This window comes from Tistrella arctica, assembly GCF_039630945.1.
In the GTDB taxonomy this organism is placed as follows: Bacteria; Pseudomonadota; Alphaproteobacteria; order Tistrellales; family Tistrellaceae; genus Tistrella; species Tistrella bauzanensis.
The window spans coordinates 521,605-547,398 of sequence record NZ_JBBKTV010000002.1; the positions used below are offsets into that span (position 1 = coordinate 521,605).

Annotated in this window: 26 protein-coding genes and 3 pseudogenes; 14 read left to right on the forward strand and 15 right to left on the reverse strand. The window is 67.1% G+C overall.

Translation table 11 applies throughout. The features are described from left to right. Positions 1 to 86 precede the first annotated feature (86 nt). Positions 87 to 1,250: an ABC transporter ATP-binding protein gene (locus tag WG924_RS06320; RefSeq protein ID WP_345932153.1), complete on the reverse strand. Its 1,164-nt coding sequence runs from the start codon at positions 1,248 to 1,250 to the stop codon at positions 87 to 89. A 279-nt stretch (positions 1,251 to 1,529) separates the two neighbouring features. Here WG924_RS06320 and WG924_RS06325 point away from each other — a divergent pair, with 279 nt between their 5' ends. The 3 genes from WG924_RS06325 (at position 1,530) to WG924_RS06335 (ending at position 3,539) form a co-directional block, all read left to right on the forward strand. Then, positions 1,530 to 2,264 (forward strand): response regulator, encoded by a 735-nt coding sequence (locus WG924_RS06325; protein ID WP_345932154.1) that lies wholly within the window; start codon positions 1,530 to 1,532, stop codon positions 2,262 to 2,264. A 101-nt stretch (positions 2,265 to 2,365) separates the two neighbouring features. Further along, positions 2,366 to 2,638: a ribbon-helix-helix domain-containing protein gene (locus WG924_RS06330; protein ID WP_345932155.1), complete on the forward strand. Its 273-nt coding sequence runs from the start codon at positions 2,366 to 2,368 to the stop codon at positions 2,636 to 2,638. Between the two features lie 211 nt (positions 2,639 to 2,849). Further along, entirely contained in the window at positions 2,850 to 3,539 is a 690-nt protein-coding gene (locus WG924_RS06335; RefSeq protein ID WP_345932156.1) for a DUF8453 domain-containing protein, read from the forward strand. 176 nt (positions 3,540 to 3,715) lie between these two features. On the opposite strand, the pseudogene WG924_RS06340 reads toward WG924_RS06335, so the two are convergent. The 4 genes and pseudogenes from WG924_RS06340 to WG924_RS06355 all read right to left on the reverse strand — a co-directional run. Then, positions 3,716 to 3,997: pseudogene (locus tag WG924_RS06340) on the reverse strand (helix-turn-helix domain-containing protein); the annotation flags it as partial. Continuing rightward, positions 3,988 to 4,248: pseudogene (locus tag WG924_RS28225) on the reverse strand (transposase); the annotation flags it as partial. The pseudogenes WG924_RS28225 and WG924_RS06340, both read right to left, overlap by 10 nt. A gap of 502 nt (positions 4,249 to 4,750) precedes the next feature. After that, positions 4,751 to 5,062, reverse strand: a complete 312-nt coding sequence (locus WG924_RS06350) for a type II toxin-antitoxin system RelE/ParE family toxin (RefSeq protein WP_345932158.1) — start codon at positions 5,060 to 5,062, stop codon at positions 4,751 to 4,753. Beyond that, positions 5,059 to 5,310: an antitoxin gene (locus WG924_RS06355; RefSeq protein WP_345932159.1), complete on the reverse strand. Its 252-nt coding sequence runs from the start codon at positions 5,308 to 5,310 to the stop codon at positions 5,059 to 5,061. Before WG924_RS06355 ends, WG924_RS06350 begins: the two co-directional genes overlap by 4 nt. A gap of 129 nt (positions 5,311 to 5,439) precedes the next feature. Here WG924_RS06355 and WG924_RS06360 point away from each other — a divergent pair. Further along, positions 5,440 to 5,604, forward strand: a pseudogene (locus WG924_RS06360) (recombinase family protein); the annotation flags it as partial. Between the two features lie 226 nt (positions 5,605 to 5,830). Here WG924_RS06360 and WG924_RS06365 read toward each other — a convergent pair. Beyond that, the gene (locus WG924_RS06365; protein WP_345932160.1) at positions 5,831 to 7,417 is read right to left on the reverse strand and encodes an ATP-binding response regulator; all 1,587 of its coding nucleotides are present in this window, start codon (positions 7,415 to 7,417) and stop codon (positions 5,831 to 5,833) included. Positions 7,418 to 7,585: 168 nt separating this feature from the next. Here WG924_RS06365 and WG924_RS06370 point away from each other — a divergent pair, with 168 nt between their 5' ends. The 4 genes from WG924_RS06370 (at position 7,586) to solA (ending at position 11,914) form a co-directional block, all read left to right on the forward strand. Further along, positions 7,586 to 8,431, forward strand: a complete 846-nt coding sequence (locus tag WG924_RS06370; protein WP_345932161.1) for an alpha/beta fold hydrolase — start codon at positions 7,586 to 7,588, stop codon at positions 8,429 to 8,431. 36 nt (positions 8,432 to 8,467) lie between these two features. Continuing rightward, positions 8,468 to 9,196 carry a DNA-3-methyladenine glycosylase I gene (locus WG924_RS06375; protein ID WP_345932162.1) on the forward strand — a complete coding sequence of 243 codons (729 nt, stop codon included), beginning with the start codon at positions 8,468 to 8,470 and terminating at the stop codon, positions 9,194 to 9,196. 89 nt (positions 9,197 to 9,285) lie between these two features. Beyond that, a complete protein-coding gene (locus WG924_RS06380) occupies positions 9,286 to 10,692 on the forward strand; it encodes an alpha/beta hydrolase family protein (RefSeq protein ID WP_345932163.1) in 1,407 nt (468 codons plus the stop codon). An 82-nt stretch (positions 10,693 to 10,774) separates the two neighbouring features. Next, a complete protein-coding gene (gene solA, locus WG924_RS06385; RefSeq protein ID WP_345932164.1) occupies positions 10,775 to 11,914 on the forward strand; it encodes an N-methyl-L-tryptophan oxidase in 1,140 nt (379 codons plus the stop codon). Positions 11,915 to 11,940: 26 nt separating this feature from the next. Here the strand turns inward: solA and blaOXA are convergent, their stop codons facing one another. The 5 genes from blaOXA to WG924_RS06410 are packed head-to-tail and all read right to left on the reverse strand — an operon-like array spanning position 11,941 to position 14,911. Beyond that, positions 11,941 to 12,810: a class D beta-lactamase gene (gene blaOXA / locus WG924_RS06390; protein WP_345932165.1), complete on the reverse strand. Its 870-nt coding sequence runs from the start codon at positions 12,808 to 12,810 to the stop codon at positions 11,941 to 11,943. Continuing rightward, the gene (locus tag WG924_RS06395; protein ID WP_345932166.1) at positions 12,807 to 13,307 is read right to left on the reverse strand and encodes an SRPBCC domain-containing protein; all 501 of its coding nucleotides are present in this window, start codon (positions 13,305 to 13,307) and stop codon (positions 12,807 to 12,809) included. The genes blaOXA and WG924_RS06395 overlap by 4 nt, the downstream gene beginning before the upstream one ends. Then, positions 13,304 to 13,672 (reverse strand): ArsR/SmtB family transcription factor, encoded by a 369-nt coding sequence (locus WG924_RS06400; RefSeq protein ID WP_345932167.1) that lies wholly within the window; start codon positions 13,670 to 13,672, stop codon positions 13,304 to 13,306. The genes WG924_RS06395 and WG924_RS06400 overlap by 4 nt, the downstream gene beginning before the upstream one ends. Next, positions 13,669 to 14,151, reverse strand: a complete 483-nt coding sequence (locus tag WG924_RS06405) for a VOC family protein (protein WP_345932168.1) — start codon at positions 14,149 to 14,151, stop codon at positions 13,669 to 13,671. Before WG924_RS06405 ends, WG924_RS06400 begins: the two co-directional genes overlap by 4 nt. Positions 14,152 to 14,206: 55 nt before the next feature. Continuing rightward, complete coding sequence (locus WG924_RS06410) at positions 14,207 to 14,911, reverse strand: cysteine hydrolase family protein (RefSeq protein ID WP_345932169.1); 705 nt, start codon at positions 14,909 to 14,911, stop codon at positions 14,207 to 14,209. A 207-nt stretch (positions 14,912 to 15,118) separates the two neighbouring features. Between WG924_RS06410 and WG924_RS06415 the strand changes: the two genes are divergently transcribed. From WG924_RS06415 to WG924_RS06430, 4 genes are all read left to right on the forward strand, one after another. Beyond that, positions 15,119 to 16,198 carry an ABC transporter substrate-binding protein gene (locus tag WG924_RS06415; RefSeq protein ID WP_345932170.1) on the forward strand — a complete coding sequence of 360 codons (1,080 nt, stop codon included), beginning with the start codon at positions 15,119 to 15,121 and terminating at the stop codon, positions 16,196 to 16,198. Continuing rightward, positions 16,195 to 17,040 carry an ABC transporter ATP-binding protein gene (locus WG924_RS06420; protein WP_345932171.1) on the forward strand — a complete coding sequence of 282 codons (846 nt, stop codon included), beginning with the start codon at positions 16,195 to 16,197 and terminating at the stop codon, positions 17,038 to 17,040. The genes WG924_RS06415 and WG924_RS06420 overlap by 4 nt, the downstream gene beginning before the upstream one ends. Further along, positions 17,030 to 17,902 (forward strand): ABC transporter permease, encoded by an 873-nt coding sequence (locus tag WG924_RS06425; protein WP_345932172.1) that lies wholly within the window; start codon positions 17,030 to 17,032, stop codon positions 17,900 to 17,902. The genes WG924_RS06420 and WG924_RS06425 overlap by 11 nt, the downstream gene beginning before the upstream one ends. 156 nt (positions 17,903 to 18,058) lie before the next feature. After that, complete coding sequence (locus WG924_RS06430) at positions 18,059 to 18,793, forward strand: sulfite exporter TauE/SafE family protein (RefSeq protein ID WP_345932173.1); 735 nt, start codon at positions 18,059 to 18,061, stop codon at positions 18,791 to 18,793. Positions 18,794 to 18,828: 35 nt separating this feature from the next. Here the strand turns inward: WG924_RS06430 and WG924_RS06435 are convergent, their stop codons facing one another. From WG924_RS06435 to WG924_RS06445, 3 genes are all read right to left on the reverse strand, one after another. Continuing rightward, a complete protein-coding gene (locus tag WG924_RS06435) occupies positions 18,829 to 19,503 on the reverse strand; it encodes a GntR family transcriptional regulator (RefSeq protein WP_345932174.1) in 675 nt (224 codons plus the stop codon). A gap of 146 nt (positions 19,504 to 19,649) precedes the next feature. Continuing rightward, complete coding sequence (locus tag WG924_RS06440; RefSeq protein ID WP_345932175.1) at positions 19,650 to 20,417, reverse strand: SDR family oxidoreductase; 768 nt, start codon at positions 20,415 to 20,417, stop codon at positions 19,650 to 19,652. A 163-nt stretch (positions 20,418 to 20,580) separates the two neighbouring features. After that, entirely contained in the window at positions 20,581 to 21,999 is a 1,419-nt protein-coding gene (locus tag WG924_RS06445; RefSeq protein ID WP_345932176.1) for a sensor histidine kinase, read from the reverse strand. A 212-nt stretch (positions 22,000 to 22,211) separates the two neighbouring features. On the opposite strand from WG924_RS06445, the gene WG924_RS06450 reads away from it, so the two are divergent. Both WG924_RS06450 and WG924_RS06455 read left to right on the forward strand, forming a co-directional pair. Continuing rightward, entirely contained in the window at positions 22,212 to 23,540 is a 1,329-nt protein-coding gene (locus WG924_RS06450) for a hypothetical protein (protein WP_345932177.1), read from the forward strand. A gap of 39 nt (positions 23,541 to 23,579) precedes the next feature. Beyond that, positions 23,580 to 24,059, forward strand: coding sequence for a MarR family winged helix-turn-helix transcriptional regulator (locus WG924_RS06455; RefSeq protein WP_345932178.1), 480 nt, complete (start codon positions 23,580 to 23,582; stop codon positions 24,057 to 24,059). 95 nt (positions 24,060 to 24,154) lie between these two features. Here the strand turns inward: WG924_RS06455 and WG924_RS06460 are convergent, their stop codons facing one another. Beyond that, the gene (locus WG924_RS06460; protein ID WP_345932179.1) at positions 24,155 to 25,741 is read right to left on the reverse strand and encodes a bifunctional aminoglycoside phosphotransferase/ATP-binding protein; all 1,587 of its coding nucleotides are present in this window, start codon (positions 25,739 to 25,741) and stop codon (positions 24,155 to 24,157) included. Positions 25,742 to 25,794 lie beyond the last annotated feature (53 nt).

Here is a 25,794-nt window from a genome sequence, read left to right on the forward strand (position 1 = left end):
CGTTCAGGCCTGTGCCCCGGCCGGTGTCGTTCAGGCCGCTGCCCCGGCCGGTGTCGTTCAGGCCTGTGCCCCGGCCGATGCTGTGGTCAACCATGAGCCATCTCCGGCCGGCGGGCGTGGCGCAACGGTGCCATGCGCGTGCCGTCGGCGTCGAACAGCAGCGGCGGCCGGCGGCTGATATCGATGCCCGCAACCGATCCGATGGCCGGGCGGCCCTGTTCGGGGGTGCTGCGCACCACCATGGCCACCGGCTGGCCATCGGCGCCGCGCGCCGTCTCGGCCAGCAGATGCACCAGCAGGTCCGAGCCCAGATTTTCCAGATGGCTCACCCGGCCGCGGATCGCCGCGTGGTCGGGCGCGGTCAGGCTGGCGTGTTCGGGGCGAAAGCCGATCCGCACCGCCCGGTCGCCCGCCATCGCATCATGGGCGGTGCCGATCACCATCCGGCCGTCGGCGCGCAGGCAGGCCGGCAGAATGTTGATCCGCGGGCTGCCGATGAACTCGGCCACCCGGATGCAGGCCGGATCGTCATAGACCCGGTCGGGGCTGTCGACCTGCAGGATGGCGCCATCCATCATCACCGCGATCCGGTCGGACATGGTCATGGCCTCGGCCTGATCGTGGGTGACATACAGGAAGGTGGTGCCAAGGCGGCGGTGAAGCTGGGCGATCTCGGTGCGCATATGCACGCGCAGCTTGGCATCCAGGTTCGACAGCGGCTCGTCCATCAGGAAGGCACGGGGTTTGCGCACCATGGCGCGGCCCAGCGCCACCCGCTGGCGCTGGCCGCCCGACAACTGGCCGGGGCGGCGCGACAGAAGATGCTCGATGCCCAGCATGGCGGCGGTCGCCATCACCTGGGCCGCGATATCGCGGGTCTGGCGGCGGGTGCCGGGCATCAGCGGGCCGATCAGCGGCCAGCGCTGATGGCTGGCCAGCCGGCGCATGCGCAGCGGCACGGCGATGTTCTCGGCCACCGTCAGATGCGGATACAGCGCATAGGACTGGAACACCATCGCGAGATCACGATCACGCGGCCGCAACCCGTCGACCGGCTGGCCGTCGATGCGCACCGCGCCGCCGGTCTGCTGCTCAAGCCCGGCCACGATCCGCAGCAGCGTCGACTTGCCGCAGCCCGACGGCCCGACCAGGGTCATGAATTCGCCGTCGCCAATCGCCAGATCGATGCGTTTCAACACCTCGGTCTGGCCGAATTGTCTGGTGATGCCCTCGATATCAATCGCCGCCATGGCCGCCGGTCCTTCAGTTCCTTGCCATGGAGCGTGTCCGTCTTCCATGGCCGACGGGCGGACGATAAGCCGGGTCCATGGCAGTTTTGCGACGCCCGCGTTGACTGTTACAAAACAGCGCGTACCGCCCGACTGCATGCGTGGGCAGGCAGATGGCGCCGCCCGGGGCGGCATGGTGCGCTGCATCCGGCGGGATTGGGCGCGATTGGGACTGTCATTGAAACCCGGTACCTGTCGTACCGTACCGCCCGTTCCACGCCGCCACCGGAGTGCATGCCCATGTCCGCCATCTGCGCGCCCGCCCAACCGGCCATCGCCACCCGCGCGATGATCGCCGACGACCATGCCCTGATCCGCGCGGGCCTGCGTGAGATGCTCGATCTGTGCGCGCCGGGGCTGGATATCGTCGAGGCGGCGAGCCTGCCGGAAGCGGCGTCGCTGCTTGCGGCCGATCCGTCGATCGGGCTGGTGCTGCTGGATCTGAACATTCCGGGCGCACGCGGGCTGGAGGCGCTGGCGGTGCTGCGCCGGCACTTTCCGTCGGTGGCGGTGGCGGTGGTATCGGCCGATGAACGCCCGGGGCTGATGCGTCAGGCGCTGGCCGCCGGTGCCGCCGGCTATCTGCCCAAATCGATGCGGGCCGAGGTGCTGGAAGGCGCCCTGCGGCTGGTGCTGGCCGGCGGCGTCTATGTGCCGCTGGCGGCCCTCGATGGCGAAGACGACGCCTCCTCGCCCGCGGCCCCCTGGTCAGATGCCCCATGGTCCGACGCATCGGCGGCGGATGCAGCGGTAGACACCCTGCCGCCCCCGGTCGACACGGCCGCGCTGGGCCTGACCGCGCGTCAGGGCGATGTGCTGCGCCTGGCCGCAACCGGCCTCGCCAACCGCCAGATCGCCGACCGCCTGGGGCTGGCCGAACAGACCGTCAAGAACCAGATGTCCCAGATCCTGCACCGCCTGGGCCTGCGCTCACGCGCCGAGGCCATGGCCTTGATCCGCCATCGGCGGCGGTGAGGGCGCGGGCACATCGTCGGTCACCGAGGTTGTACGAGCGCGGAACTTGCGCGCGGTATGCTTATCGCCGAACATCGGAACAGCATTGATCGAGGCCTGGCATGGCACCGGTAGAAAAGATCACGATCGCGCTCCCCCCGGACCTGGCTGCATCTGTTCGGCATGCCGTGGAGGTCGGAGACTATGGGTCGGCCAGCGACGCCGTCTGCGAGACCGTGCGGGAGTGGCGTGACCGCCGCGACCTGCTGGGCTATACGGTCGATGACCTGCGCGGGCTCGTGCAAGAGGGCATCGACAGCGGTCCGGCGATCGCGTTCGATGCCCGGGACATCAAGCAAGCCGCCCGCAGGCGGCTTGCGGCCAGCCGGGGTTGAACGTGCACTATTTCTACCACGCCCGCGCTTGAGCCAACGAAACCGGCATCCGTATTCTGGCATCTTATCGCGGGGGAATATCCTCTCTGTACTAACTGGCGTAATGGCGACAACAGCACATAGATTAAACCGTCCTCATAATTCTTCGTGAGGCCACGTTAAAATACACGCAGCGATGCAATGTGTCGTTCAGTAATTTAGAGGAACTCTTATGGAAGACATGCCCTCTTGGGTTAATGTGACGATTGCCACTGGCGGCGCTCTAGGAACGCTTGTTACCGCTATCGCAACTTTCTTTTTATGGCGCGCCACCAAAATTCTTGCCCATGAGACGACAAGAATGGCCGAAACCGCAGCTCAACCACATGTCGTCGTAACGCTCACACCGAATCCGTGGTCAATGGAACATTTTGATATTCACATTGATAACACTGGCAATGCAACCGCATACGATATTTTTGTCACCTTTGATCCTCCATTAGAAAATGGAGAAGCACGTGGAGAGCATATCGAGACTCCATTTCAAAAAATCAGTGTCCTGAAACCCAGCCAAGGCATGGTGAGCTACTTGTCTGAATTCAAGAGACTGAAGGGTAAGACTTATAAAGTTGAAATTATCTGGAAGCGCGATGCATCCAGACCACAGCTTCAGAAGAACTTTTACACCTTAAACATGGAAGACTATGAAGTAATCAGTCGCATTGGTGATGATCCATTGGTCGAGATTGCAAGATATATCAAGAGAATCGAGAAAAACTGGAGTCCGATAGCTAAAGGCCAACAACGTGTGAAAGCGGATTTTTTTAGCGGCTCCGACAGGCTGCATGAGAGACGCCAAGCGAATCGGATGCATCGTCAGCGGAAACGAGAACACGAGGCACATTCTTCGACTGATGCATAGACCGACACTCTGAGTTTTCAGCAATAGCCCGCTGTGTGTACAGAGAGGGTAATCACCTGACAGTGCCGCATCCGTAGGCCGTATCAGGCAACGGCCGGTCGGGTGTTGGTTAGTGTGTCTACGTCGGCCTCCTCCGGTCGTGTTTCCGATAGCGTGATGCCCGTGACCTGTTTCCGGCGCACACCGCCGGACGAGACCTCGATGCCCAGCAGTATCAACTCCTGTGCAACCCGCAGCGGCCCGTGGCAGGGATGTTCCAGGGCATGGTCGAGGACGGCCTTCTCGATCTCCTCGGACACCCGGTTCGGGTGCGGCTTCCAGGCGCCGGGGAGGCGGTCGATCAGCCCTTCCGCTCCATATGTCTGAAAATTTCTGCGGATCTCGTAGAACTGCTGTCGGCTGTAGCCCATCGCCTTGCAGGTTCTGGAGACGTTGCCGAGGTCGTGGCCGGGCTGTATGGTGGCAGGAGCATCAGGCGGGCACGGGCTGCCTCAATGGCGATGTGTGCCGCCGGAGCCTTGTGGGCCGGCAGGTTGTCCATGACGATGATATCGCCGGGCAGCAGGGTCGGGATCAGACCCTGTTCGACATAGGCGAGGAAGGCAGCACCTCCCATGGCGCCATCCAGCGTCATGGCCGCGGTGATGCCGGACAGCCGGAGGCCACCAACGAAGGTTGTCGTTTTCCAAGGACCATGCGGCACCGGCGCGCAGCTATGTCGGGCCGGTCCTGCTCGGCTGCATGCGCCGTCTTTTTTTACGCGCCACGGGGTGGCGCTTGAAGAACCGGCACACAATGCCGGGGCGTGGATCATACCCCTCGCCTCGGAGAGACGCGCGGCCACCTCCGCCAGCGTCAGATCAGGCTTCGCCTTGATCAGATCCAGAATGACATCGCGATGGGCGTCGATCTGGTGAGATCGGACATTGCCCCCGCGCTTGTCCGGCGTCAGATCACCGGGTGTGCGAGCCCGCGCCGCCCCGCGGATCGCCGATGACATACCCACACCAGAACATACCGCCGTGGCACGACACGACATCCCAGACGCAACCGCATCCACCACCCGCTATCGCAGGTCGACGGATGAGAGCTTTCGCCATATGGGCTGGCCTCCTTCTCCAGCCGCCGTCTTGAATCACATCTGATGGCAGAGGGGGACTCCCTTGAGTCCTATGTCGGGCAATTTGCTCTGGCTTCGCCATCGTCTACCTTCACTCAATGAGCCTGCCCGCCAATCGCGTCATGAGGTCCATGCGTTCATGGAAAATCGCCACGACCAATGCGGGTGTTCGCTCGCGTGGCAGGCAAAAGATGAAATGATGTTGGCAATGAGCCATCCGCAGCGCGGGATAGATTTCGCTCATGTCCTTGAAAGGGGCTTGCCCGGCTGCAAGGCCGTCAATCCCCTGTTCCAGCTCGGCGATATAGCGACGTACCTGCGCCGCGCCCCACTGCTTGCGCGTGTAGCGGATGATGCCGCGTAGATCTGCTTCGGCCTCCGCCGTGAGGAAGTAGTCCGTCAACGACGCTTCCCGGCGAGTTCTTCATCAAGAATTTCGCCGATGCTCTTGTCGGACACCTTCCCCGCAAGCCCATCGTTGATGCGGTTCTCTAGCACAGCTTTCAACTCCTGCCATGCCTGGCCGGCATCAGCATCGCCGGGGAACAGGCGTTCGAGGGCGTATTGCTTGATGGTCTTGCCCTGCAACGCGGCCAGCGCCTTCAGGCTTTGGTGTTGCTGGTCGGTTATGTCGATTGTCAGGCGACTCATATGATAAGCTCCGCAAATTACACAAACCCACATTAGCACCTATGTGGGAGTGAAGCCACCGCCTGCCGCAAGGGCGCTGCTGCCGGCAGGCGTACGCATAGAGGATGGTGACGTGTGGGACGCAACATCATGAACGGCCACCCATCCCCTCGCGTGGCGCGGGTATATCTGCGCGTCAGCACCGACACGCAGGACCAGGACCGCCAGGAAAGAACCATCGAGGCCGCGCGGTTGGTCGGGTACTATGGTGCTGGCGTCTATCGTGAGAAGGCATCAGGTGCGCGTCCCGACCGATCCGTTTCACGGTGTTGATTTCTTCTGAAGAAAGGATTTCTATGTAAATACTTGTCAGTATCCCGCGTATTCCAGGAAAATATCCAAGAATTAATTCAGGATTTCGGCTCCATCCGAATCTTTTTATGTTTCATATTCTGCCTTATCTGCAATCTAATATTTGCGCAGGTCCGGCGGATGGCTGCAGTCGACGGACATGGCAGCATCAGAATCTTGCGCTTGTGCATCATGGCGTGCCTTCAGGGCGACCACTTCGCCCCCTCCCCACCATCTGCCGCAGCGCCGCCCCCAGACGCATCGGGTGCAGCGGTTTGTGCAGCACCGGAAAGCCCAGGCGCTGGGCCTCGCGCAGCAGGTCGGGGGTGGTTTCGCCGGTGACCATCAGCATCGGCACCGCATGGCCCAGCCGGGCGGTCAGCAGCGGCGCCAGCCGGGCGCCGGTCCAGCCATCCTTCAGGAAATAATCCAGGATCACCGCATCCGGCGGGCCGTCCAGCCGGGCCAGGGCCGCATCCAGGTCGTCGGGGCCGGCGGCGAGGGCGGTGTCGCAGCCCCAGGCGTCGAACAGCACGGCGGCGGCGGCGCGGATGTCGGGGTCGTCGTCGATCATCAGCAGCCTGGCGCCGGCCAGACCCCGTGGCGGCTGATGTTCGGGCGGGGGTGGCGTCGCGGCCGTGATGCCGGCATCGGCGCGCGGCAAGGTCAGTGAAAACCGGGTGCCGTGGCCGGGGCGGGTGTCCACCGACAGCCGGTGATCCAGCAGCCGCGCCAGCCGGTCGGCGATGGCGAGGCCAAGGCCGATGCCCTGTTCGCTGCCGGCGCCGTCCAGCCGGTGAAACTCGCGGAACACCGCCTGCGCCTCGGCCGGGTCGAAGCCGGGGCCGGTGTCGAGCACATCGATACGCAGGCCATGGCGTGTATGGCGCACGCCCACCAGCACCCGGCCGGCGCTGGTATATTTGACCGCGTTCGACACCAGATTGCGCAGGATGCGGCCCAGCATCGCGGGATCGCTGCGGGCGGTGGCGCGGCTGTCCAGAACCGTCAGCCGCAACCCCTTGCGCTGCGCCAGCGGCCCGAATTCCCGGCGCAGGCTGCGCAGCACCGGTGCCAGCGGCAGGGCGGTCATCGCCGGCGCCACCACGCCTGCATCCAGTTTCGAGATGTCGAGCAGCGCGTCGAACAGCCCGGTCACTGTGTCCAGGCAGTCGCCGATCTGGGCGGCGATGGCCGTCTGACGGTCGGTGGTCAGCCGGGCCTGCAGGGCCGACATCAGAATGCCCACCGCATGCAAGGGCTGGCGCAGATCGTGGCTGGCGGCGGCCAGGAACCGCGATTTGGCCAGATTGGCGTCGTCGGCGGCGCGCTTTGCGGCCGCCAGCGCCATTTCCGTCTGCATCCGTTCGGTGATATCGGAATAGATCCCGACGATGCCGCCGGCGCGGGTGCGGCGCTCCCGCGATTGCAGCCAGCGGCCGTCGCGCAACTGGATGAAGGTATCGGCCGCGCCGGCATGGCAGGCCTTGCGCAGTGTCCGATAGCGATCGGGATCCCAGCCGCTGGGCAGCAGGCTGATTTCGGCGATGCTGGTATAGACGATGTTCATCTCGACCAGATCGTCGAAGGGCACGCCGCGGCGCACGCGGTCGGGTTCGGCGAAGAAATTCCGGTAATGATCGTTGCAGAACAGCAGCCGGTCATCGGCATCCCAGATGACGAAGGCTTCCGACGCGCTCTCGATCGCGTCAATCAGCGGGTCGTTCGCCAGCCGATCGTCGGATGGAACGGGGTTGGGCATTGCGGCAGGCGGCACGATCGGTGACCCTCTCAAACAGGGAACCTATGCTATCAGGCCGGCATGCGCCGCCGCGCGGTTGCCTGTGTGAAGAATTTTCGACACCGCGGCCCCGGCACCCGTCTGCCGGGCCGATATCGTGGTCTGTTGCGGTCACGACGCCCGCAGCCGTGCAGGGGAAGGTAGATGACGCGTTTTCAAGAGCTTGATGGCTATATCGCCGGCCGGGACGCCAGCGGCCCGGACGAGGCCGGGCCGCAGACCCTGGTTCTGTCCCATGGCTTCGGGGGCGACCGGTCGGTCTGGGCGCATCTGATGCCCTGGGCCGGGGCACGGTTCCGCGTCGTCACCTATAACCTCGCCGGCGCCGGACCCGATGGCGCCGAGACCTATGACCGCGCGCGCCATAGCTCGTTGTTCGGCTATGCCGACGATCTTCTGACCATTCTGGACGAGCTGGATATCAGCGACTGCATCCATGTCGGCCATTCGATGAGCGGCATGATCGGCGCCGCCGCCGCCGTGGCGCGGCCCGACCTGTTCAGCCGGCTGGTACTGATCGGCGCCTCGCCGCGCTATCTGAACGAAGACGGCTATACCGGCGGCTTCGAACAGGGCGATCTGGACCGGCTCTATGCCGGGCTGACGGCAGATTTCCGCGCCTGGGCCACGGGTTTCGCGTCGGCGGCGGTGGGCGTGCCCGACGACGTGGCGGTGGAGAATGTCTCCCGCATGCTGTTCCAGATCCGCCCCGATATCGCGCTCGCCACCGTGAAGACCGTCTTTCAATCCGATATGCGCGATGTGGTGCCGCGGCTGCGACGCCCCACCCATCTGATCCAGACCCGCGCCGACATGGCGGTGCCGCAGGCAGTGGCCGATTGGCTGCATCGCAGCATCGCTGGATCGACCCTGGATGTCATCGACGCCACCGGCCATCTGCCGCATCTGACGGCCCCGGATGCGGTGCTGCAATGTCTGGCCCGGCATCTGGCCACCTCTGATACCGGACGCCCGACCATATCGCGGTGACCCTGGTCCGTTCCGCCCGCACCGGAAGCCTTGCCGATGCCTCCATTGCCGACAACGCCCGCATGGCCTGCTTTCGCCGATATTGAGGCGCGCGCCGCCGCCCGCCATGGTGGGCCGGCGGCACTGACAGCCCGTCTGCTGCACCCCCGCAGCGCCGATGCCCTGCGTGCCACGCCCGATCACCGGTTTCTGGCCGAGGCCACCCGCGCGATCTTTCAGGCGGGGTTCGACTGGCAGACGGTCGACCGGCGCTGGCCCGCTTTCGAAGATGCCTTCGAGGGCTTCGACCTCGCGCGCTGGACGCTGATGTCGGATGACGATCTGGACCGGCTGCTGCGCAACACCGGCTTGATCCGCAACGCAGCCAAGCTGCGCGCGGTGGGCGCGAACGCGGTCTTCTTCCAGGCGGTCGCGCGTGAGCATGGCTCGGTCGGCGCCTGGATCGCCGGCTGGCCGCCCAGCCGCTATATGGCGCTGACCCAGGCGCTGAAGGCCCGGGGCAGCCGGCTGGGCGGCAAGACCGGCCAGGTGTTCCTGCGCCGGATGGGGGTCGACAGCCTGATCCTGTCGGGCGACGTGCTGGCGGCGCTGTCGGCGGCGGGCGTTGTCCACCGCATGCCGACATCCGCCCGCGATATCGCGGCGGTCCAGGCGGCGCTGGACCGGTGGATGGCCGAGAGCGGCCATGGCCTCACCCGGATCAGTCAGATCCTGGCCCTGTCGATCGATGCCGGCGCCGGTGACGGCGGCGACCATGACCATTGATCGCCCCGTAATACCGCTGGCCAGCGCCTCCGACAAGCCATTAATCTAGAGTGGTTTTCGTGGACCTGAGGACGCGAAAATCACTCTAGGTGCTGGAGGCGAACGTTGTCCGGCCGCCGGGGCCGGGGCGGTTTCCGCTGGCGGTCGTGTCCCACGGGACCACGACGAGCCGGATGGATCGTGAGCATGGGATGCTGCGGGCCTATCTTCCCTTCGCGATCGATCTTGCCCGTCATGGCTATCTCACGGTCATCATGGCGCGGCGGGGATATGGTTCATCCACCGGTCATTTCAGCGGCAGGGCCAATGATTGCCGCGGCAACAGCATTGGTGATTATGCCGAAAGCGGTCAGGCCGATGCCGACGATTATCGCGCGGTGATCCAGGCGATGCAGGCGCGGCCCGATGTGCTGCCAACCGGCACCATCGCCGCCGGGGTGTCGGGTGGTGGTTTCGCGGTGCTGGCTCTGGCGGCCGATCCGCCGCCCGGATTGGCGGCGGTGATCAACATGTCGGGCGGCCATGGTGCCCTCGCCACCCGGCGCTTTCATCAGAACTGCAACGAAACCGAACTGATGTCGGCGCATCGGACATATGGCGCCACGGCGCGGGCGCCGGCCTTGTTCATGTATTCCGACGAGGATCAGGCATTCTCGCCACGACAGGTGGCGCTGATGTTCGCCGCCTATACCGATGCCGGCGCGCCGGCCCGGCTGGAGATGGTCGGCCATGTGCTGGGCCATGATGATGGCCACGCTCTGATCGCCAGCGGCGGCCAGCCATTGTGGCGCCCGCGGGTGGCGGCGTTCCTTGCCCGGTCGGGTGCTGCATATCGTGACGGTCTGGCCGACGAGCCGCGCCCGCTGATGTCGGCCGTGCCCGACCCGCTCGGCACCACCGGCGCCAAGGTCTGGTTCTGGTATCTCAACGCCGCCGACCACCGGGCGATCAGCGTTGCCGCGAATGGCGATGTATGGGCGGTGGCCTATCAGGACAGCATCGAGGACGCTGCCGGGCGTGCCATGGCGCAATGCATGTCCAGCGGTGCCGAGGGCTGCCGCCTGCTGTCGCAGGATGGGGCGATCCCCGATGCGCCGCCCTCTCGCGCCGCTGCCTGGATGCTCCGCCGGGTCACGGTCCGGCCCGGCACGCGAACGGTGCTGTGGACAGAGACGCGATGGAACAAGGGTTGCGTCGCGACACCACTGGCCGCCCACGAGATCGTCTATCAGCCCCGCCACGGGGTGCTTGAAGGTGTCGTCGAGACGGCGGCGGTCTCGGCGCTGAACCCGGCCGCGCGCTGGGCGCACTGCACACATCAGGTACCTGTGCGCCGCCTGTACTATACCCCCGATGCCGGCTTCGCCGGCACGGATACCCTGATCGCCGAACAGGTGACGCATTCCGGCCGCCGCGCGCTGTTCCGGGTGGATATCCAGGTCGATGCCGCCCGGTCCGCGGCGGCGGCCGGTCCCGCTGAACCGGATGCCGACTGATCCGGCCATTCCCCCTGTTCCCTCGCCGGTCGCGCTGATAGTCTGACCGCTTCGGGCACACACCATTTGCGGGATCAGAGCCGTGCAGCATTTCGACACGATCGTCATCGGGATTGGCGGCATGGGATCGGCGGCGTTGTGGCAGCTCGCGCGGCGCGGACAGTCGGTGCTGGGGATCGAGCGGTTCGATATCGGCCACAGCATGGGCTCGTCGCACGGGCTGAACCGGATCATCCGGCTGGCCTATTTCGAGCACCCGAAATACGTGCCGCTGCTGCGCCGGGCCTATGCGCTGTGGCGCGAGACCGAGGCGCTGGCGGGCGAGCAACTGCTCTACATCACCGGTGGTATCGATGGCGGACCGGCGGATGGCCGCATCGTCACCGGCGCGCTGGCCGCCTGTCTTGAGCATGATCTGCCCCACGAGGTTCTGACCGCGGCCGAGATCAACCGTCGCTTTCCCGGCTATCGCCTGCCCGATGGTCATGCCGGGGTCTATCAGCCCGATGGCGGCTTCGTGGCCTCGGAACGGGCGATCCTGGCGCATGTCTCGCTGGCGGTGGCGGCCGGCGCGCAACTGCATGCGCGTGAAACCGTGCTGGGTATCGAGCCGGGCAATGGCCGGGTGGTGGTGGTCACCGATCGCGGCCGCTATGAGGCCGGCCGCGTGATCGTGTCGGCCGGGGCATGGATCGCCGATCTGGTGCCGGGGCTTGCCGGCACCGCGGTGCCCGAACGTCAGGTGCTGGGCTGGTTCCTGCCCCGGCGGCCGGAGCTGTTCACGCCGGCGGTGTTTCCGGTGTCGAATGTGGCCACCGATCTGGGCCATGTCTATCAGTTCCCGAGCTGGGGCATTCCGGGCTTCAAGATCGGGCTGTACAATCATTTCCGCGAGCGCGGCCATGCCGACCACCTGTCGCGCGAACCCACCCCGGCCGATGAAGAGGCGCTGCGCCGGGTGATCCGGGCCTGTTTCCCCGAAGCCGATGGGCCGATCCTGCGGCTGGCCGCCTGCCTGTTCACCAACACGCCGGATGAACATTTCGTCGTCGACACCCTGCCGGGGCATCCCGAGGTGGTGGTGGCGTCGCCCTGTTCCGGCCATGGCTTCAAATTCGCCAGTGTGATGGGCGAGGTGCTGGCCGATCTGGCCACCACCGGCACCAGCCGCCACGACCTGTCGCTGTTCACCTATGACCGGTTCACGGCGCCGGCTGCCTGATCAGCCGTCGCCATGATGGCCGGCGATCAGGGGCGGCCGGCGATCAGGGTGGGCCAGGCCTGAAGGAACGCGTCGCGGCGGCGCTTGCCGGGCGATCCCGTGGCCGGCCCGCCGGCCTCGGCGGGGTCGTCCTGCGCCAGGGTCGCGAACACCAGCGTCTCGTCGCCGCGCCGGGCCCAGCCGACATACCAGCCCCAGCCGCGCCCGCGATCCAGCCCGCCATCGGGGCGGCGGGGCAGGGCGGCGCCGGTCTTGCCGGCGATGGTCCAGCCATCGCCCGGGCTGGTCCGCTCCAGGAGCCGCCGGGTCATGGCATGGGCCTCGGCCGAAACCGGCAGCCGGCCCTTGACCAGATCGGCCAGGAACGCCACCTGCTCGCGCGGTGAGATTGTCAGCGACGAGCCAATCCATGCCCGGTCGAGCCCGTTATCCGCGCCGGCATCGCCCGACATGTCGGCATTGCCGTAACGGAACGCGGTCGCATAGCGTTGCAACCGCTCCATCCCCAGCGCACGGGTGATCTGCTGCGAATACCAGACCACGGAATGGGTCATCCAGCGGTCGGGATCGGTGTCCTGCGTCCAGGCGGCGCCGCCCCAGGCGACATAGCCCGGTCGATAGGGCCAGACCGGCGCATGCGGCCCGGTCAGAATGCCGGCATCGAAGCCCATCAGGCTCAGCGCGATCTTGAAGGTCGATGCCGGCGTCACCCGGCTGGTGCAGTCGCCATCCTCCACCAGCCGCTCGCCGCTGTCGGCGCGCATGATCACCGTGCAGATCGGCCGGGCCTGGGCTGGCGCCGCCTGCAGCGCCAATGTCAGCAGGGGCAGCACCAGGGCGGCCAGCACCAGGGAGGGCAGCACCAGTTGCGCGCCGATCAGCCATCTGTTGGTCATGGTCGGTGTCCAATGCTGTCCGGCGATGTCAGCCGCTGTGCCAGAGCCTGCATCTGCCGGCGCCAGAACCCGCCATGGCGATGCAGGAAGACGGCATCGGGAAAATTGTGGCGGGCGGCATGGCTGATCGGGATGACATCCCAGCCGCGATGGCGCACGCTCACCCGCGTCTGGTCGCCCACCGTGTCGAAGCTGACCGTCACATGGGTGTTCTGGTCGGGGCTGAAACTGGCCTGCCGCCAGGTGAAGGCCAGCCGTGCCGGCGGCTGCCAGTCGGTGATGTGGCCGATATCGAACACCGAACCGTCGGGCTTGCACTCCACCAGCCGGCCGCCGGCGCCCGGCGGATCGAAGGCCAGTCGCCCCGGCGGGCCGGCGGTAAACTGAAACAGGCCGCTCGGCTGCCACCACAGGCCGATATCCTCGACGAAGGCGCGAAACACCCGCGCCGCCGGGGCCTGGATGCGCAGGGCGATCAGGATTTCGGATCCGCTCATTCGGCGTCGCTTCCATCCGTGGTGTCGGCCGTGTCCGCCTCGACATGGGCCTTGAAGGCGGCAAGCTGCTGGCTCCACAGCTGATCCATCTGGTCGACCCAGGCCTTCAGCCGGGCCATGGGTTCCGGGCACAGCCGATAGATCCGCACCCGCGCATCGAAATCGGGGTGGCTTTCCTCGATCAGCCCGCTTTCGCGCAGCGCGCGCAGGTGCCGGCTCATCGCCGGCGCGCTCAACCCCGTGGCCCTGGCCAGGTCGCCGGCCCGATGCGGCCGGACGCGCAGCCGCTCCACCACCATGCGCCGATGCGGATCGGCCAGCGCCGCCAGAACCTGATCGATGCCGGCGCCGGCCGCGCCGCTCATCGCGATCCGGCCGGCTGGTCGGGCCAGCCGTCGATGGTCAAGCCGCTCGCCGCCTCGGCCTCGGCGCGGCCGACCGTGGCCACGGTCTGGCCGAAGCTCCAGACATGGCCTTCCGGGTCGCGGGCGCAATAGGTGCGGTCGCCATAGAACTGCGTCGCCAGCGGCCGCACGATCACCGCCCCGGCCGCTTCGGCGCGGGCGCAATGCGCGTCGATGCCGTCGGTCAACTGGACATGAACCGTCTGGGTGTTGCGGCCACCCAACTGCCCGGGGCTTGCGACGTCGTCGTTCCAGATCGGGCCGATCATGACATAGCCGTCGCCATAACCCATTTCGGAATGGGCCAGTTTGCCCTCGGCATCGGTGATCACCATTGTCCGTTCGAAGCCGAACGCCGCTTCCAGCCAGTCGAGTGCGGCGAACGGATCGTCATAAAACACGGCCGACCCGAAGGTCGGGCGGCGGAAGGGATCGGTCATGGCGACATCTCCTTAACGTCTGATGCAATATTTAACGCATATCGAAATCATCGAGTCAAGGGCGGGGGATATCGCCGGTCGGCGCCTGCCAGCGGGCAACCAGAGCGTCGGTGGTGGTGACGTCGCCGAATTGCAGCGCGAAATGGGTCAGGGCGCCGGCATGTTCCTCGGCGGTCAGGCTGGCATTGGCGTCGGAGACCATGGTGGTGCGATAGTTCAGCATCATGGCGTCGCGGGCGGTGCTGTCGCAGCAGACATTGGTCATGGTGCCGGCGACCGCCACGGCGGTGACGCCGCGTGCCTGCAACTGTGCGTGCAGGTCCGACGCGCCTTGAATGAAGGCGCTGTAGCGGGTTTTGCCGACCACCAGATCATCCGGCCGCACATCCAGCTCCGGCCACAGAAAGGATGGTGCCGCCTGCACATGCAGGGCCGCCGATCGCGCCCGCATCCGCTCGGGCAGCATCAGCACCTGGTGAAAATGCGACAGCTCGGCCAGCGCCTGTTCGGTGAACAGGGTCCGCACCCAGACCACCGTGCCGCCGGCCGCGCGCAGCCCCGCCGCCAGCCGGTTGACATTGCCGACGATGCCGCGGGCGGCCGGCACCTCGGCCGGCATGCCGGGTTCCATGAACCATGATTGAAGATCGATGACCACCAGCGCCGTCTCGACAGCCGGAACCCGATCGTGGACCAGCGCCGCGCCCTGACGGGCGACCACCCGGTTCAATGCCCATTCCGGCATCACATAATCATGCATATGATCAATTCCTGTGCAGTCTGGCGCCACCGGTTCAGCGATGCGCCGCTCAAGGGGGCCGCTAAATCGTATACAGTGGACAGTATGCGAACAAGCCGGATCTGGCCCGATCCTTGCGTTCCGCCATCTGCCCCCAGCATCCGCGGATGCCCGCCGCACAACGCAATGGGATGGAAGTGACAGACGATGGTCAGCAGTGACACGCCTATGCAAGCACCCGGCCGCCCGGCCCACACCTTTCACACCTCTCACACCTCCGCCCCCGGTCACCGCCTGTGCTGGCATGCGGGCGCGCTTGTCCTGGCGCTGGCGCCGCTCCTGATCGCGCCGGCAACCGCCGGTGCCGCAGACCTGACCAAGGTCAGCTTCATGGAGCCGATCCATTCGCTGTTCTATGCGCCGCTCTACGTGGCCGACGGCAAAGGCTTCTTCGCCGATCACGGCATCAAGGTCGATTTCGGGGTCTCGCAGGGCAGCGACAAGGCGACGGCGGCCCTGCTGTCGGGATCGGCCGATATCGTGCTGGTCGGGCCGGAAACCGCGATCTATATCGCCGGCGGCCGCTCGCCGGTGAAGACCCGGATCTTCAGCGGCCTCACCGCCACCGACGGATCGTTTCTGATGGCGCATGACGACAAGCCCGGTGTCGGCGCCGATGGCAGCTTCGACTGGTCGGGCCTGAAGGGTGCCCGGATCATGTCGTGGCGCAAGGGCAGCGCGCCGGGGCTGTTCATGGAAGCGGCGCTGCGCAAGGCGGGGCTGGACCCGGAAACCGATGTCGAACTGATCACCAACACAGCGATCCCGGCGCGGGTGGGGGCGTTCATGGCCGGCACCGCCGATTACGGCACCTTCTTCGAGCCCGACGTGTCGCGGATCGAGGTCGAGGGCAAGGGCCGGGCGGTGGCGAATGTCGGCAACGCGGTCGGGCCGATCGACTACACCGTGTTCGTCGCGACCGAACCGTTCATCGACCGGAACCCCGCGCTTATCCAGGGCTGGACCGATGCCATCGCCCAGGGTCTGGCCTGGACGGCAACCGTCGATCCGGCGGCGGTCGCCGATGTTCTGGCGCCCTATTTCCCGGGCGTCGATACCGGGTTGATCGCCGACAGCGTGGTGCGCCACCGCAGCGCCGGAATCTGGAAAGCCACGCCGCTGGTCGAGCCGGCGGCCATCGACAGCCTTCAGACCCTGCTCGTCGATGCCGGCATCCTGAAGCCGGATGCGCGCGTCGCCTATGAGGATGTGGTGGCGCCGGCCTTCGCCAGGGCGGCCGCGCAATGACCATCACGATAACCGTTGATACGGCGAAGCGCCTGGCCGATGGCGATGCGGTCACCGTCCGGCCAGTGCCCCGGATCGCCTTTCGGGGCGTGGGCCTGCGCTATTTCAGCCCGCGCGGCGAAACCGAGGCGCTGTGTGGCATCGACCTCGACATTGCCGCCGGCGAATTCGTCGCCATCGTTGGCCAGTCGGGCTGCGGCAAGAGCACGCTGCTGTCGCTGCTGGCCGGATTGGCGTCGCCCAGCGCCGGCACGGTGCTGATCGATGATGTGCCGGTCACCGGGCCGGGCCGTCGGGTCGGCTTCATGTTGCAGCAGGACACGTTGTTCGAATGGCGCACAATTCTGGAAAACACCCTGCTGGGGCCGGAACTGCGCGGCGGCGACATGGCGGCGGCGCGCGACCGGGCGCGGGATCTGCTGATCCGCTATGGCCTGGGCGATTTCATGGATCACAAGCCGGGGCAGTTGTCGGGCGGCATGCGCCAGCGCGCGGCCCTGGCGCGGACCATGTGCATGGACCCCGATATCCTGCTGCTCGACGAGCCGTTCTCGGCGCTGGATTTCCAGACCCGGCTGACCTTGTCGGATGAAATCGCCGACATCATCCGGCGCGAGGGCAAGACCGCGATCCTGGTCACCCACGACATTCCCGAAGCGATCAGCATGGCCGACCGGGTGGTGGTGCTCAGCCGCAGGCCCGGCCGGATCCGGGCCGTGCACGACATCGGCTTTCCCAGCGCCGGTGGTGTGCGGCCACGGGCGCTGGCGGTTCGCGAGACCCCAGAATTTCCGCATCTGTTCAACACCGTCTGGGAGGAGCTGGACGTTCATGCAGAGTGACGCGAAAGGTGCCACCGTTGCGGCCACCGGCGCCGCCATCCAGGTGGCCGCGGCCGATGCGCCGGCGCCGAGCCCGGCCTATGCCCGCTGGCTGGCCGATCGCCGCCGCGACCGGCTGGCGGTGATCGGCTGGCGGCTGCTGCTGGTGATGGCGGTGCTGGCGATGTGGGAGGCAGCACCCCGCCTGGGTCTGGTCAACCCGATGCTGACCAGCCATCCCACGGCGGTCTGGGACGGTTTCGTGGTGCTGATCGACGAGGGCGATCTTGGCCTGCATGTCGGTGTCACGGTGATGGAAACCGTGATCAGCTTCACCCTGTCGATGGTGCTCGGCACCGCCGCCGCCCTGGCCTTGTGGTCGTGGCCGATGGTGCAGCGGGTGCTGGACCCGTTTCTGGTGGTGGCCAATGCCCTGCCCAAGATCGCGCTGGTACCGATTTTCTATATCTGGCTGGGGCCTGCTCAATCGATCTATGCGGTTGCGGTGGCGGTTGCCGTGTTCATCACCATTCTGATGATGTACACCGGCTTCGTGCAGACCGATCCGAACAAGATCAAGCTGGTGCGCACACTCGGTGCCAGCCGTGGCCAGATTCTGCGCAAAGTGGTGCTGCCGGCCAATCTTGCCACCTTCATCGCGACGCTGAAGGCCAATGCCGGTCTGGCGCTGGTGGGGGTGATCGTGGGGGAATTCCAGTCGGCCAATGCCGGGCTGGGCTATCTGATCGTCTATGGCAGCCAGATCTTCCGCATGGATATGGTGATGGCCGCGATCGTGATCCTGGCGGTGATCTCGCTGGTGATCTATCTGGCGATCCAGGCCGTCGAAACCCGGCTGGCGCGCGGTGGCAACGGGCATTGACCGGCGGGGCAGGGGCGGCCCTTCCGGGGCGGTCCCCCCGATCCAGCCCCCCGATCGGACCCCCGATCCAGCCCGTTGTCAATGATCCGGCGACGTGGTATCCATATTTGTATACAAAAGACAATATGGAATTGTTTCTAGTAAAGGAGCCACAGAATGGGCGTGATCACGCAGGACTGGCTGATCGCGGCGGTGGTCATCGCCGTGGCGGCCTGCCTGCAGGGCACTGGCGGCGTCGGCTTCGGCATGGTGGCGGCGCCGGTGATGGCGATCCTGATGCCGGAACTGCTGCCCGGCCCGATGCTGCTGCTGGGGCTGATGGTGGCGGTTCTGGCGGTGGCCCGGGAACGCGCGGCGCTCGACCCCAAGGGGCTGGGCTTCGCGCTGGCCGGCCGGTTGCCGACCTCGATCCTGGCGGCCACCCTGATCGGGGTGCTGCCCCTGCGCATGCTGTCGATCGTGTTCGCGCTGGTCATTCTGGCCGGGGTGGCGATGAGCGTCGTCGTCACGCTTCGCGGCCGGCGCATCGTGCCGTCGCCGGGTAAGCTGTTCGCAGCCGGGCTGGTATCGGGCTTCATGGGCACGATCACCTCGGTCGGCACGCCGCCGATCGCGCTGGTCTATCAGAACGCCGATGCACCGGCACTGCGCGCCACCATCGGCGCCTATCTGGTGGCGGGCACGCTGATCTCGATCGCGGCCCTGGCGGCGGTCGGCCGGTTCGGCCTGCATGATCTCACATTGGGCGCCTGGCTGGCGCTGCCGCTGGCGGCGGGCTTCGCCATCTCGGGCCCGCTGGCGTCGCGGCTGCCGCGCGCAGGCATGCGCTGGCTGGTGCTGGCCCTGTCGGGGGCCGCGGCGGCGCTGCTGCTGATCAGGCAGATGATATAATAGGGCCGATGGCTGCCATATAGGGGCGGCGCCTGCTACAGGGGGGCGATCTGGCCGCTCAGGAACCCATCGCCGGCGCGGGCGACATGGGCGGCGGCCCGTGCCGCCGCCAGATCCTCGTCGCCGGCGATCACCGCTTCCAGTATCCCGGTATGGTCGGCCCAGGCGTCGCGGCGCCGGGCGGGGGTGTCGGCGGCGAACAGGGCGGCGGTGCGGTCGCGCAGGCCGGTCATCAGATCCTGCAACACCCGGTTGTGGCCGGCCTCGGCAAGGGCGCGGTGGAAATCCAGGTTCAGCCCGGCCAGAAGATCGTCGCGGCCCTGTGCCATCGCGGCATCGCCCCGCGCCAGAATATCGCCGATCCGGCGCAGCATCTCGGGGTCGCGGCGCCGCGCCGCCATCCGGGCGGTCTGGCCTTCCAGAAGGGCGCGCACCTCGATCGTCTCGCGTGCTTCATCGGGGTTCATGCGGGCGACCAGCGCGCCGCGCCGGGGCAGAACCTCGACCAGCCCCTCGGTCGCAAGCCCCCGGATGGCCTCGCGCACCGGGTTGCGCGACACCCCATAGATATCGGCCAGCCGGTCTTCGATCAGCCGGTCGCCCGGCTTCATCGCCCCGGTCAGGATGGCCTTGCGGATCTCGGCGCGCACCCGCTCATGCAGCGGGCTGTGGGTCTCGCCAAGGCGCGGTCCGTCGTCGGGGCGCGGCATCGCTCAAAAATCATCCCGTCTGGGTGGGGCGAAGGGTGCCCGGTTGGGGCGGAAGGCATTCGGTGAATTGTACTTGGTATACGAAATCGGGTGCAAGCGGCAGATCCGGGCCGGCGCGCGCGGCGCGCACACCGGCCCGGCCGGGATCACACCTCCGCCGCGCCGCCGTCGCAGGGGATGGTGGCGCCGGTGGTATAGGCGGATGCGCGCGAAGCCAGGAAGATCGCGACGCCGGCGATGTCTTCCGGCTGGCCGATGCGGCCGCGCGGCACTTCGGCCACCACCTCGTCGCCGCGCTCCGCCAGGGTGGCGGCCATCATCTGGCTGGGGAAGGGGCCGGGGGCGATGGCGTTGACCAGGATGTGCTCGGCCGCCAGCCGCTTGGCCAGATGGCGGGTCAGCATGATGCAGCCGGCCTTCGACGACGAATAGGCATAGGTATCCAGGAAGGGCGGGTTGATGCCGTTGATCGAGGCGATGTTGATCACTCGCGACGGTGCCTCGGCGGTGGCGGCGGCGCGCAGCATCGGCAACAGGGTCTGGGTCATGAAGAACACCGACTTCATGTTCAGGTCCACGACCTTGTCCCAGCCGCTTTCCGGATAGTCGTCGATATCGGCGCCCCAGGTGGCGCCGGCATTGTTGACCAGAATGTCGAGCCTCTGTTCGCGGGCGGCAAGTTCCGCGGCCAGGCCCTTGATGCCCTCGACGGTCGAGACGTCGGCGGGCAGCGCGATGCAGGTGCCGCGCTCAGACAGCTTGTCGGCGATCTGCTGGCAGACCTGGGCCTTGCGCGACGATACATAGACCGTGGCGCCGTTCTCGACATAGCCGGTGGCGATCATCTCGCCGATGCCGCGTGAACCGCCGGTGACCAGCGCCACCTTGCCGCTGATGTCGAACAGATTGCGCATCTGGGGCGTCTCCCTTGTGGTTTCTAAGCCAGCCGGCCTGCGCCGGCATCGTTCATTGCGTATCGCGCGGCAGCATAGGCGTGTGCCGCCCCTGGTGGAAGGGGTGCGCGGTCATGTTCTGTCTGATGGAACAGCGGTGCATCGGGTGCGTGGTCGGTCGCGGTCAGAGCATGATCTCGACCAGGGTGCCCTCGCCGGGGGTGCTCGATACCTCGATCTGCCCGCCATGCCGGTGGACCAGAAACCGTGCCAGCGGCAGGCCCAACCCGGTGCCGGCCTGTTTGCGGCCCATGGCGTTGTTCACCTGCGCGAAGGGGGTCATCGCCACCGCGATGTCCTCGGCGGTCATGCCGATGCCTTCGTCGCGCAGCCGGATCAGCAGGCGGCGGTCGGCCGCCTCGGGGGGCGGCGGGCCCAGCCACAGATGAATGCGCCGGCCTTCGGGCGTGAACTTGATGGCGTTCGACAGCAGGTTCAGCAGCACCTGCCGGATGCGCAGCGGATCGGCATCGATGCTGGCCGGGGCCATGTCGCTCTCGACATCGATGGCCAGGCCGGCGGCGTCGGCCAGTGGCTGCACCATGTCCACGCAGCCGGTTGCCAGCGCCACCGGGTCCAGCGCTTCGATCTTCAGTTCCAGATGGCCGGCCTCGATCTTGGCGAAGTCGAGCACGTCGTTGATCATGTGCAGCAGATGCCGGCCGCTGATATCGATCTGACGGGCGAAGCCCTTGTATCTGTCATTCCCCAGCGGGCCGGCGATCTCGGCGGCGATGGCGCCGGCATAGCCGATGATGGCGTTCAGCGGCGTGCGCAGTTCATGGCTGACATTGGCCAGGAACCGCGATTTGAAATCATTCGCCGTCTTCAGTTCCGCGGTCCGCTCGGCCACCCGCCGTTCCAGCGTCTCGTTGGCCTGTGCCAGCGCCTGGGTCATGGCCTGCTGGCGGTGCTGCGCCTGCGCCTGGGCGCGCAGGTGAAAATACAGCACCAGGGTGATGGTGAAGATGGTGATCCCGCCAAGAATGCCGGCCCGCTGGAAATGCGCCAGAACCGCCTGATAATCGGCATCCAGCCTGGCACGCTCTTCGTTCAGGATGTCGCGGGTGACGCCGCGGATCGCGTCCATGATTTCCGCGCCATGGTTGGTGCGGACCATCCCCAGAGCCGCATCCATTCCGCCCGACCGTCGCACGCCGATGCTTTCGGCAAGCTCGGCCATCTTGCTGTTGGCAAGGCCGGTCAGCAGGGCCAGCCGCGATCTCTGGTCGGGATGCTCGGCCAGCAGAACGTCCAGTTCGGCCAATCGTTTGCGCAGAATCCGGTCCGACTGGTCATAGGGGTCCAGATAGTGGTTCTCGCCGGTCAGGATGAAGCCGCGCTGGCTGGTTTCGGCATTCAGCAGCGTGATCAGGATGCCGTCGACGGCCCCGATGATCTCTTGAGTACGGTCGGCGCGCGAAAACGCGCCATGCATGCGCGCGCCGGTGATCAACGCTGCGCCGCACACGGCGATCGCAAGCAATGCGGCGACGATGATCGCAACCGAGACCGGAACCCGTCTGCGGGCGATGGTGGGCATTCCGTGCACCCTGTCTGCGGTAGGTGGCGCCGCATGGTGTCGACCGTGACCGCGGTCTTCCGCGCCAGCCTCTTGACCATATTATGCGACACAGATCGTAAACAAAAAGCGATTGATCCTTCATCGAATTCGCGTTGGTTCTACAGTGGCCCTGTTGACGGTGGTTCGACGTTGAACTATATAGTTCATCATTAAACTATATAGAGGAGACGATGATGCGGCGGAACGGCGATGAGCATATGAAGCCGGCGCGGCGCCGGCTGTTGAAACTGGGTGTCGGTGGCGGGGTGGGCGTGTTGGCGGCGGGTGGCCTGTTGGCTGTCGATGCCTTGCGTCCGCCCCGGCTGGCGGTGCGGCCATGGCAGGCGGCGGCTGATGACGGCCCGGCCGATCTGGCGGCCGGCCTGGCGGCGGATCTGCGGGTCCGGCTGCTGGCGCGGGCGATCCTGGCGCCCAATCCCCATAACCGCCAGCCCTGGCTGTTCGCGCTGCCGGCCGGTCAGCCCGATCTGGTGGTGATCGGCTGCGATCTGGACAAGCGCCTGCCGGAAACCGACCCCTTCGACCGCCAGATCACCATCGGCTTCGGCTGCCTGATCGAATTGCTGCGGCTGGTGGCCCTGGCGCAGGGGGTCGCTGTCAGCATACAGCCGCTGCCCGAGGGCATGCCCGATACGCGGGCGGGGGGGCGTCTCGACGCCCGGCCGGTCGCCCTTGTGCGCATCGACCGTGCGGGCACGGTGTCGGATGCCGACCGCGCGGCGGCGCTGCGTCTGGTCGACGCGCTGCAGGACCGGCGTTCGACGAAGGAGCCGTTCGACGATCGTGCCCTCACCGGGGCCGAGACATCGGCGGTGCTGGGGCTTGCGGCGGGTGCGGCCGGCACCGCCGGTGGCGGATGGGCGGGCGCCCCCGCGGCATCGGCCGCGATGATCGCGCCGGCGGTGGTGGCCGCCATGCGGGCCATCGCCTGGCAGGCCTGGGTGATCGAGGCGGAAACCCCGGCGGCCTTCATGGAAAGCGTGCGTCTGATGCGCGTCGGCCGGGCCGAGATCGACGCCAATCCCGACGGCATTGCCCTTGGCGGCCCGAAACTTCAGCTTCTGCACCGTCTGGGCCTGTTGTCGCGCGCGGATCTGGCCGATCCGGACAGCGACGCCACCGCGCTGGGCCGGCAGATCTATGATCGGATGATCGCGCATACCCCCGCCTTTCTGGCCGTGGCGACCGCCGAAGATGGCGGGCGGGCATCGGAACTGGCGGCCGGGGCCGCATGGATGCGGCTGGATCTGGCGGCGGCGGCCAGCGGCCTTGCGGTTCATCCGGTCAGTCAGGCTCTGCAGGAGTTTCCGGAAATGGCCCCGGCCTTTCAGGCGATGCATCAGACGGTTATGGCGGCCGGGGGCGCCGCGTTCCGACAGGGCTTGCCGGCGGTGGCGGGGGATGCAAATCTGCGCCTTCAGATGCTGGGCCGCTTCGGCCATGGCCCCCATATCCGACCCAGCCCGCGCCACCCGGTGTCAGCCGCCCTTCGCACCTGATGGCGGCGGCGGGCGGTCGGCGGCCGGTCCCGATCGAGGATGCAGACGCTGAACCCCGAAGACGACATCACGGCCGGCGGCGACGCCGATCCGCCCCTGTTCCAGTTGTTCAACGAGATCGGCATCATCGATCAGCTCGCGACCGCACAACTGGAACGCCTGTTGCCCGATGGTCTGCGCGCGCCGCATTTCCATGTCCTGAACCATCTGACCCGGCTGGGCGATGGCCGCACGCCGGTTGCCATCGCGCGCGCCTTTCAGGTCACCAAGGGGGCGATGACCAACACCCTGCAACGGCTGGAGGCGCGATCGCTGATCCGCATCGAGCCCGACCCGGTGGATGGCCGGGCGAAGCGGGTGTTCTTGACCGATGACGGCCGGCGGATGCGCGACCGCGCGGTCGGCCGGGTGGCGGGGTTCATGGCCGATCTGGCGCCGGTGGTATCGGATGACGATCTGGCGGTGCTGCTGCCGCGCCTGCTGCGTCTCAGGATGCATCTGGACAGGGCGCGTGACTGACCCGGGCGCGTGACTGACCCGGGCGCGTGACTGACCCGGGCGCGTGACTGACCCGGGCGCGCGACTGACCCGGGCGCGCGACTGATCGCCCCCCGTCAGGTACCGGTCAGGTGCCGGCGGATGGCCTCGATGCGTGTGGCCCGGTCGGTATCGGCGGCCACCTGATGCCAGTCGCCGGTCACCGGCGATGCGGCGGCGCGGGCGATCTGGGCGCGCACCACCGCCGCGTCGGCATCCGACGGATCGCCCCGGCGTGCGGTCACCCGGTCGATCAGCACGGCTTCGGGGGCCTGAAGCCAGATCCCGTCGAAACGACAGCCGACACCGGCCGTGACCGCGGCGACGGCATCGCGGGCCTCGGACCGGTCGAACACCGCATCGGCGATCACCCCATGGCCGGCGGCCAGCGCCGCCGCGGCCTCTTGCGCCATCACGCCATAGACCCGCTCGGACATGGCCGGGGTATAGGCATCGGCTGCAAGGCGGGTGGTCGGCGCCACGCCGCACAGGCGTTTGCGGATCCGGTCGCTGGAAATCACCCGCGCCCCCGGTGCCGGTCCCACCAGATGAGCGATGGCGGCGGCGGTGGTCGATTTTCCGCTGCCGCTGAGCCCGCCCACCGCCACCAGCCGTGGCGGTGGCGGGTTCAGCAGGCGGGCGGCAAGATCCAGATAGCCCGCCGCCCCGGCGATCGCGGCCGCGCGGGCATCGGCATCGGCCATGTCGCGCGCCGCCGTGGCGCCGACATGGGCGCGGATGGTCGCCCGCATCGCCAGCAGCATCGGCAGCAGCGCCAGTCCCGCGCCCCGGTCGCTGGCGGCGCCCGCCGTGTCGCCGCCAGCCGCAGCCCCACCTGTTGCATCCAGATACCGGTTCAGCAGCAGCGCCGCCTGTGGCGCGAAGCCGCCATGCAGCAGATCCATGATCAGGAAGCCCAGATCGTACAGAACATCGGTGGTCGCCAGATCGTCGTCGAATTCGATGCAGTCGAACGGCACCGGCCGGCCATCGATCAACACGATGTTGCGCAGATGCAGGTCGCCATGGCCATGGCGCACCCGGCCCAGGCGGCCGCGCGCGTCCAGCAGCGGCGCCAGCCGGGCAAAGGCGGCATCCGTGGCGGCAATCACCTGCCGGCGGCGGGCATCGTTCAGCAGATCGCCCGCGTCATCCAGTGCCGCGTGGTTGATGTCCAGCACCCGGCGCACCCGCGCGGCGCCGTCATCGCGGCCGGCAATGGCGGCGGCGGTGTGAAAGCCGGCCACCACCGCGCCCAGGTCGGCCACCAGCCGGTCATCCAGCCGGCCGGCCGCGGCCACCCGGTCCAGCAGGCCGTCTTCGTCGAACCGGGCCATCTCGACCACGCCATCCAGCAGTGCGCCCGGCCCGTTCAGCTCCGCGCGCCCCGCATCCGTGGCGGTGATCCGGTGCACGCGGCGATAGATATCCGGGGCGGTGCGCCGGTTCAGGGTCATTTCGCGATGACACATCGCCAGCCGGCGTTCGGCGGTGCCGAAATCCAGATAGGGCAGCCGCACCGCCTTTTTCAGCTTCATGACCCGGCTGTCGCCGATGAACACCAGCGAGATATGGGTTTCCACCAGCCGGGGCGGCTCGCCGTCGCCGGTGTCGAGTGCCGCCCGAAGACAGGCGATGGCCGCCGATTGATCCTGGGTGTGCATGCCGGTCCCCGTGCTGCCCGCGCGTTGTGATATAGGCGCCAGTATAGCGCGGA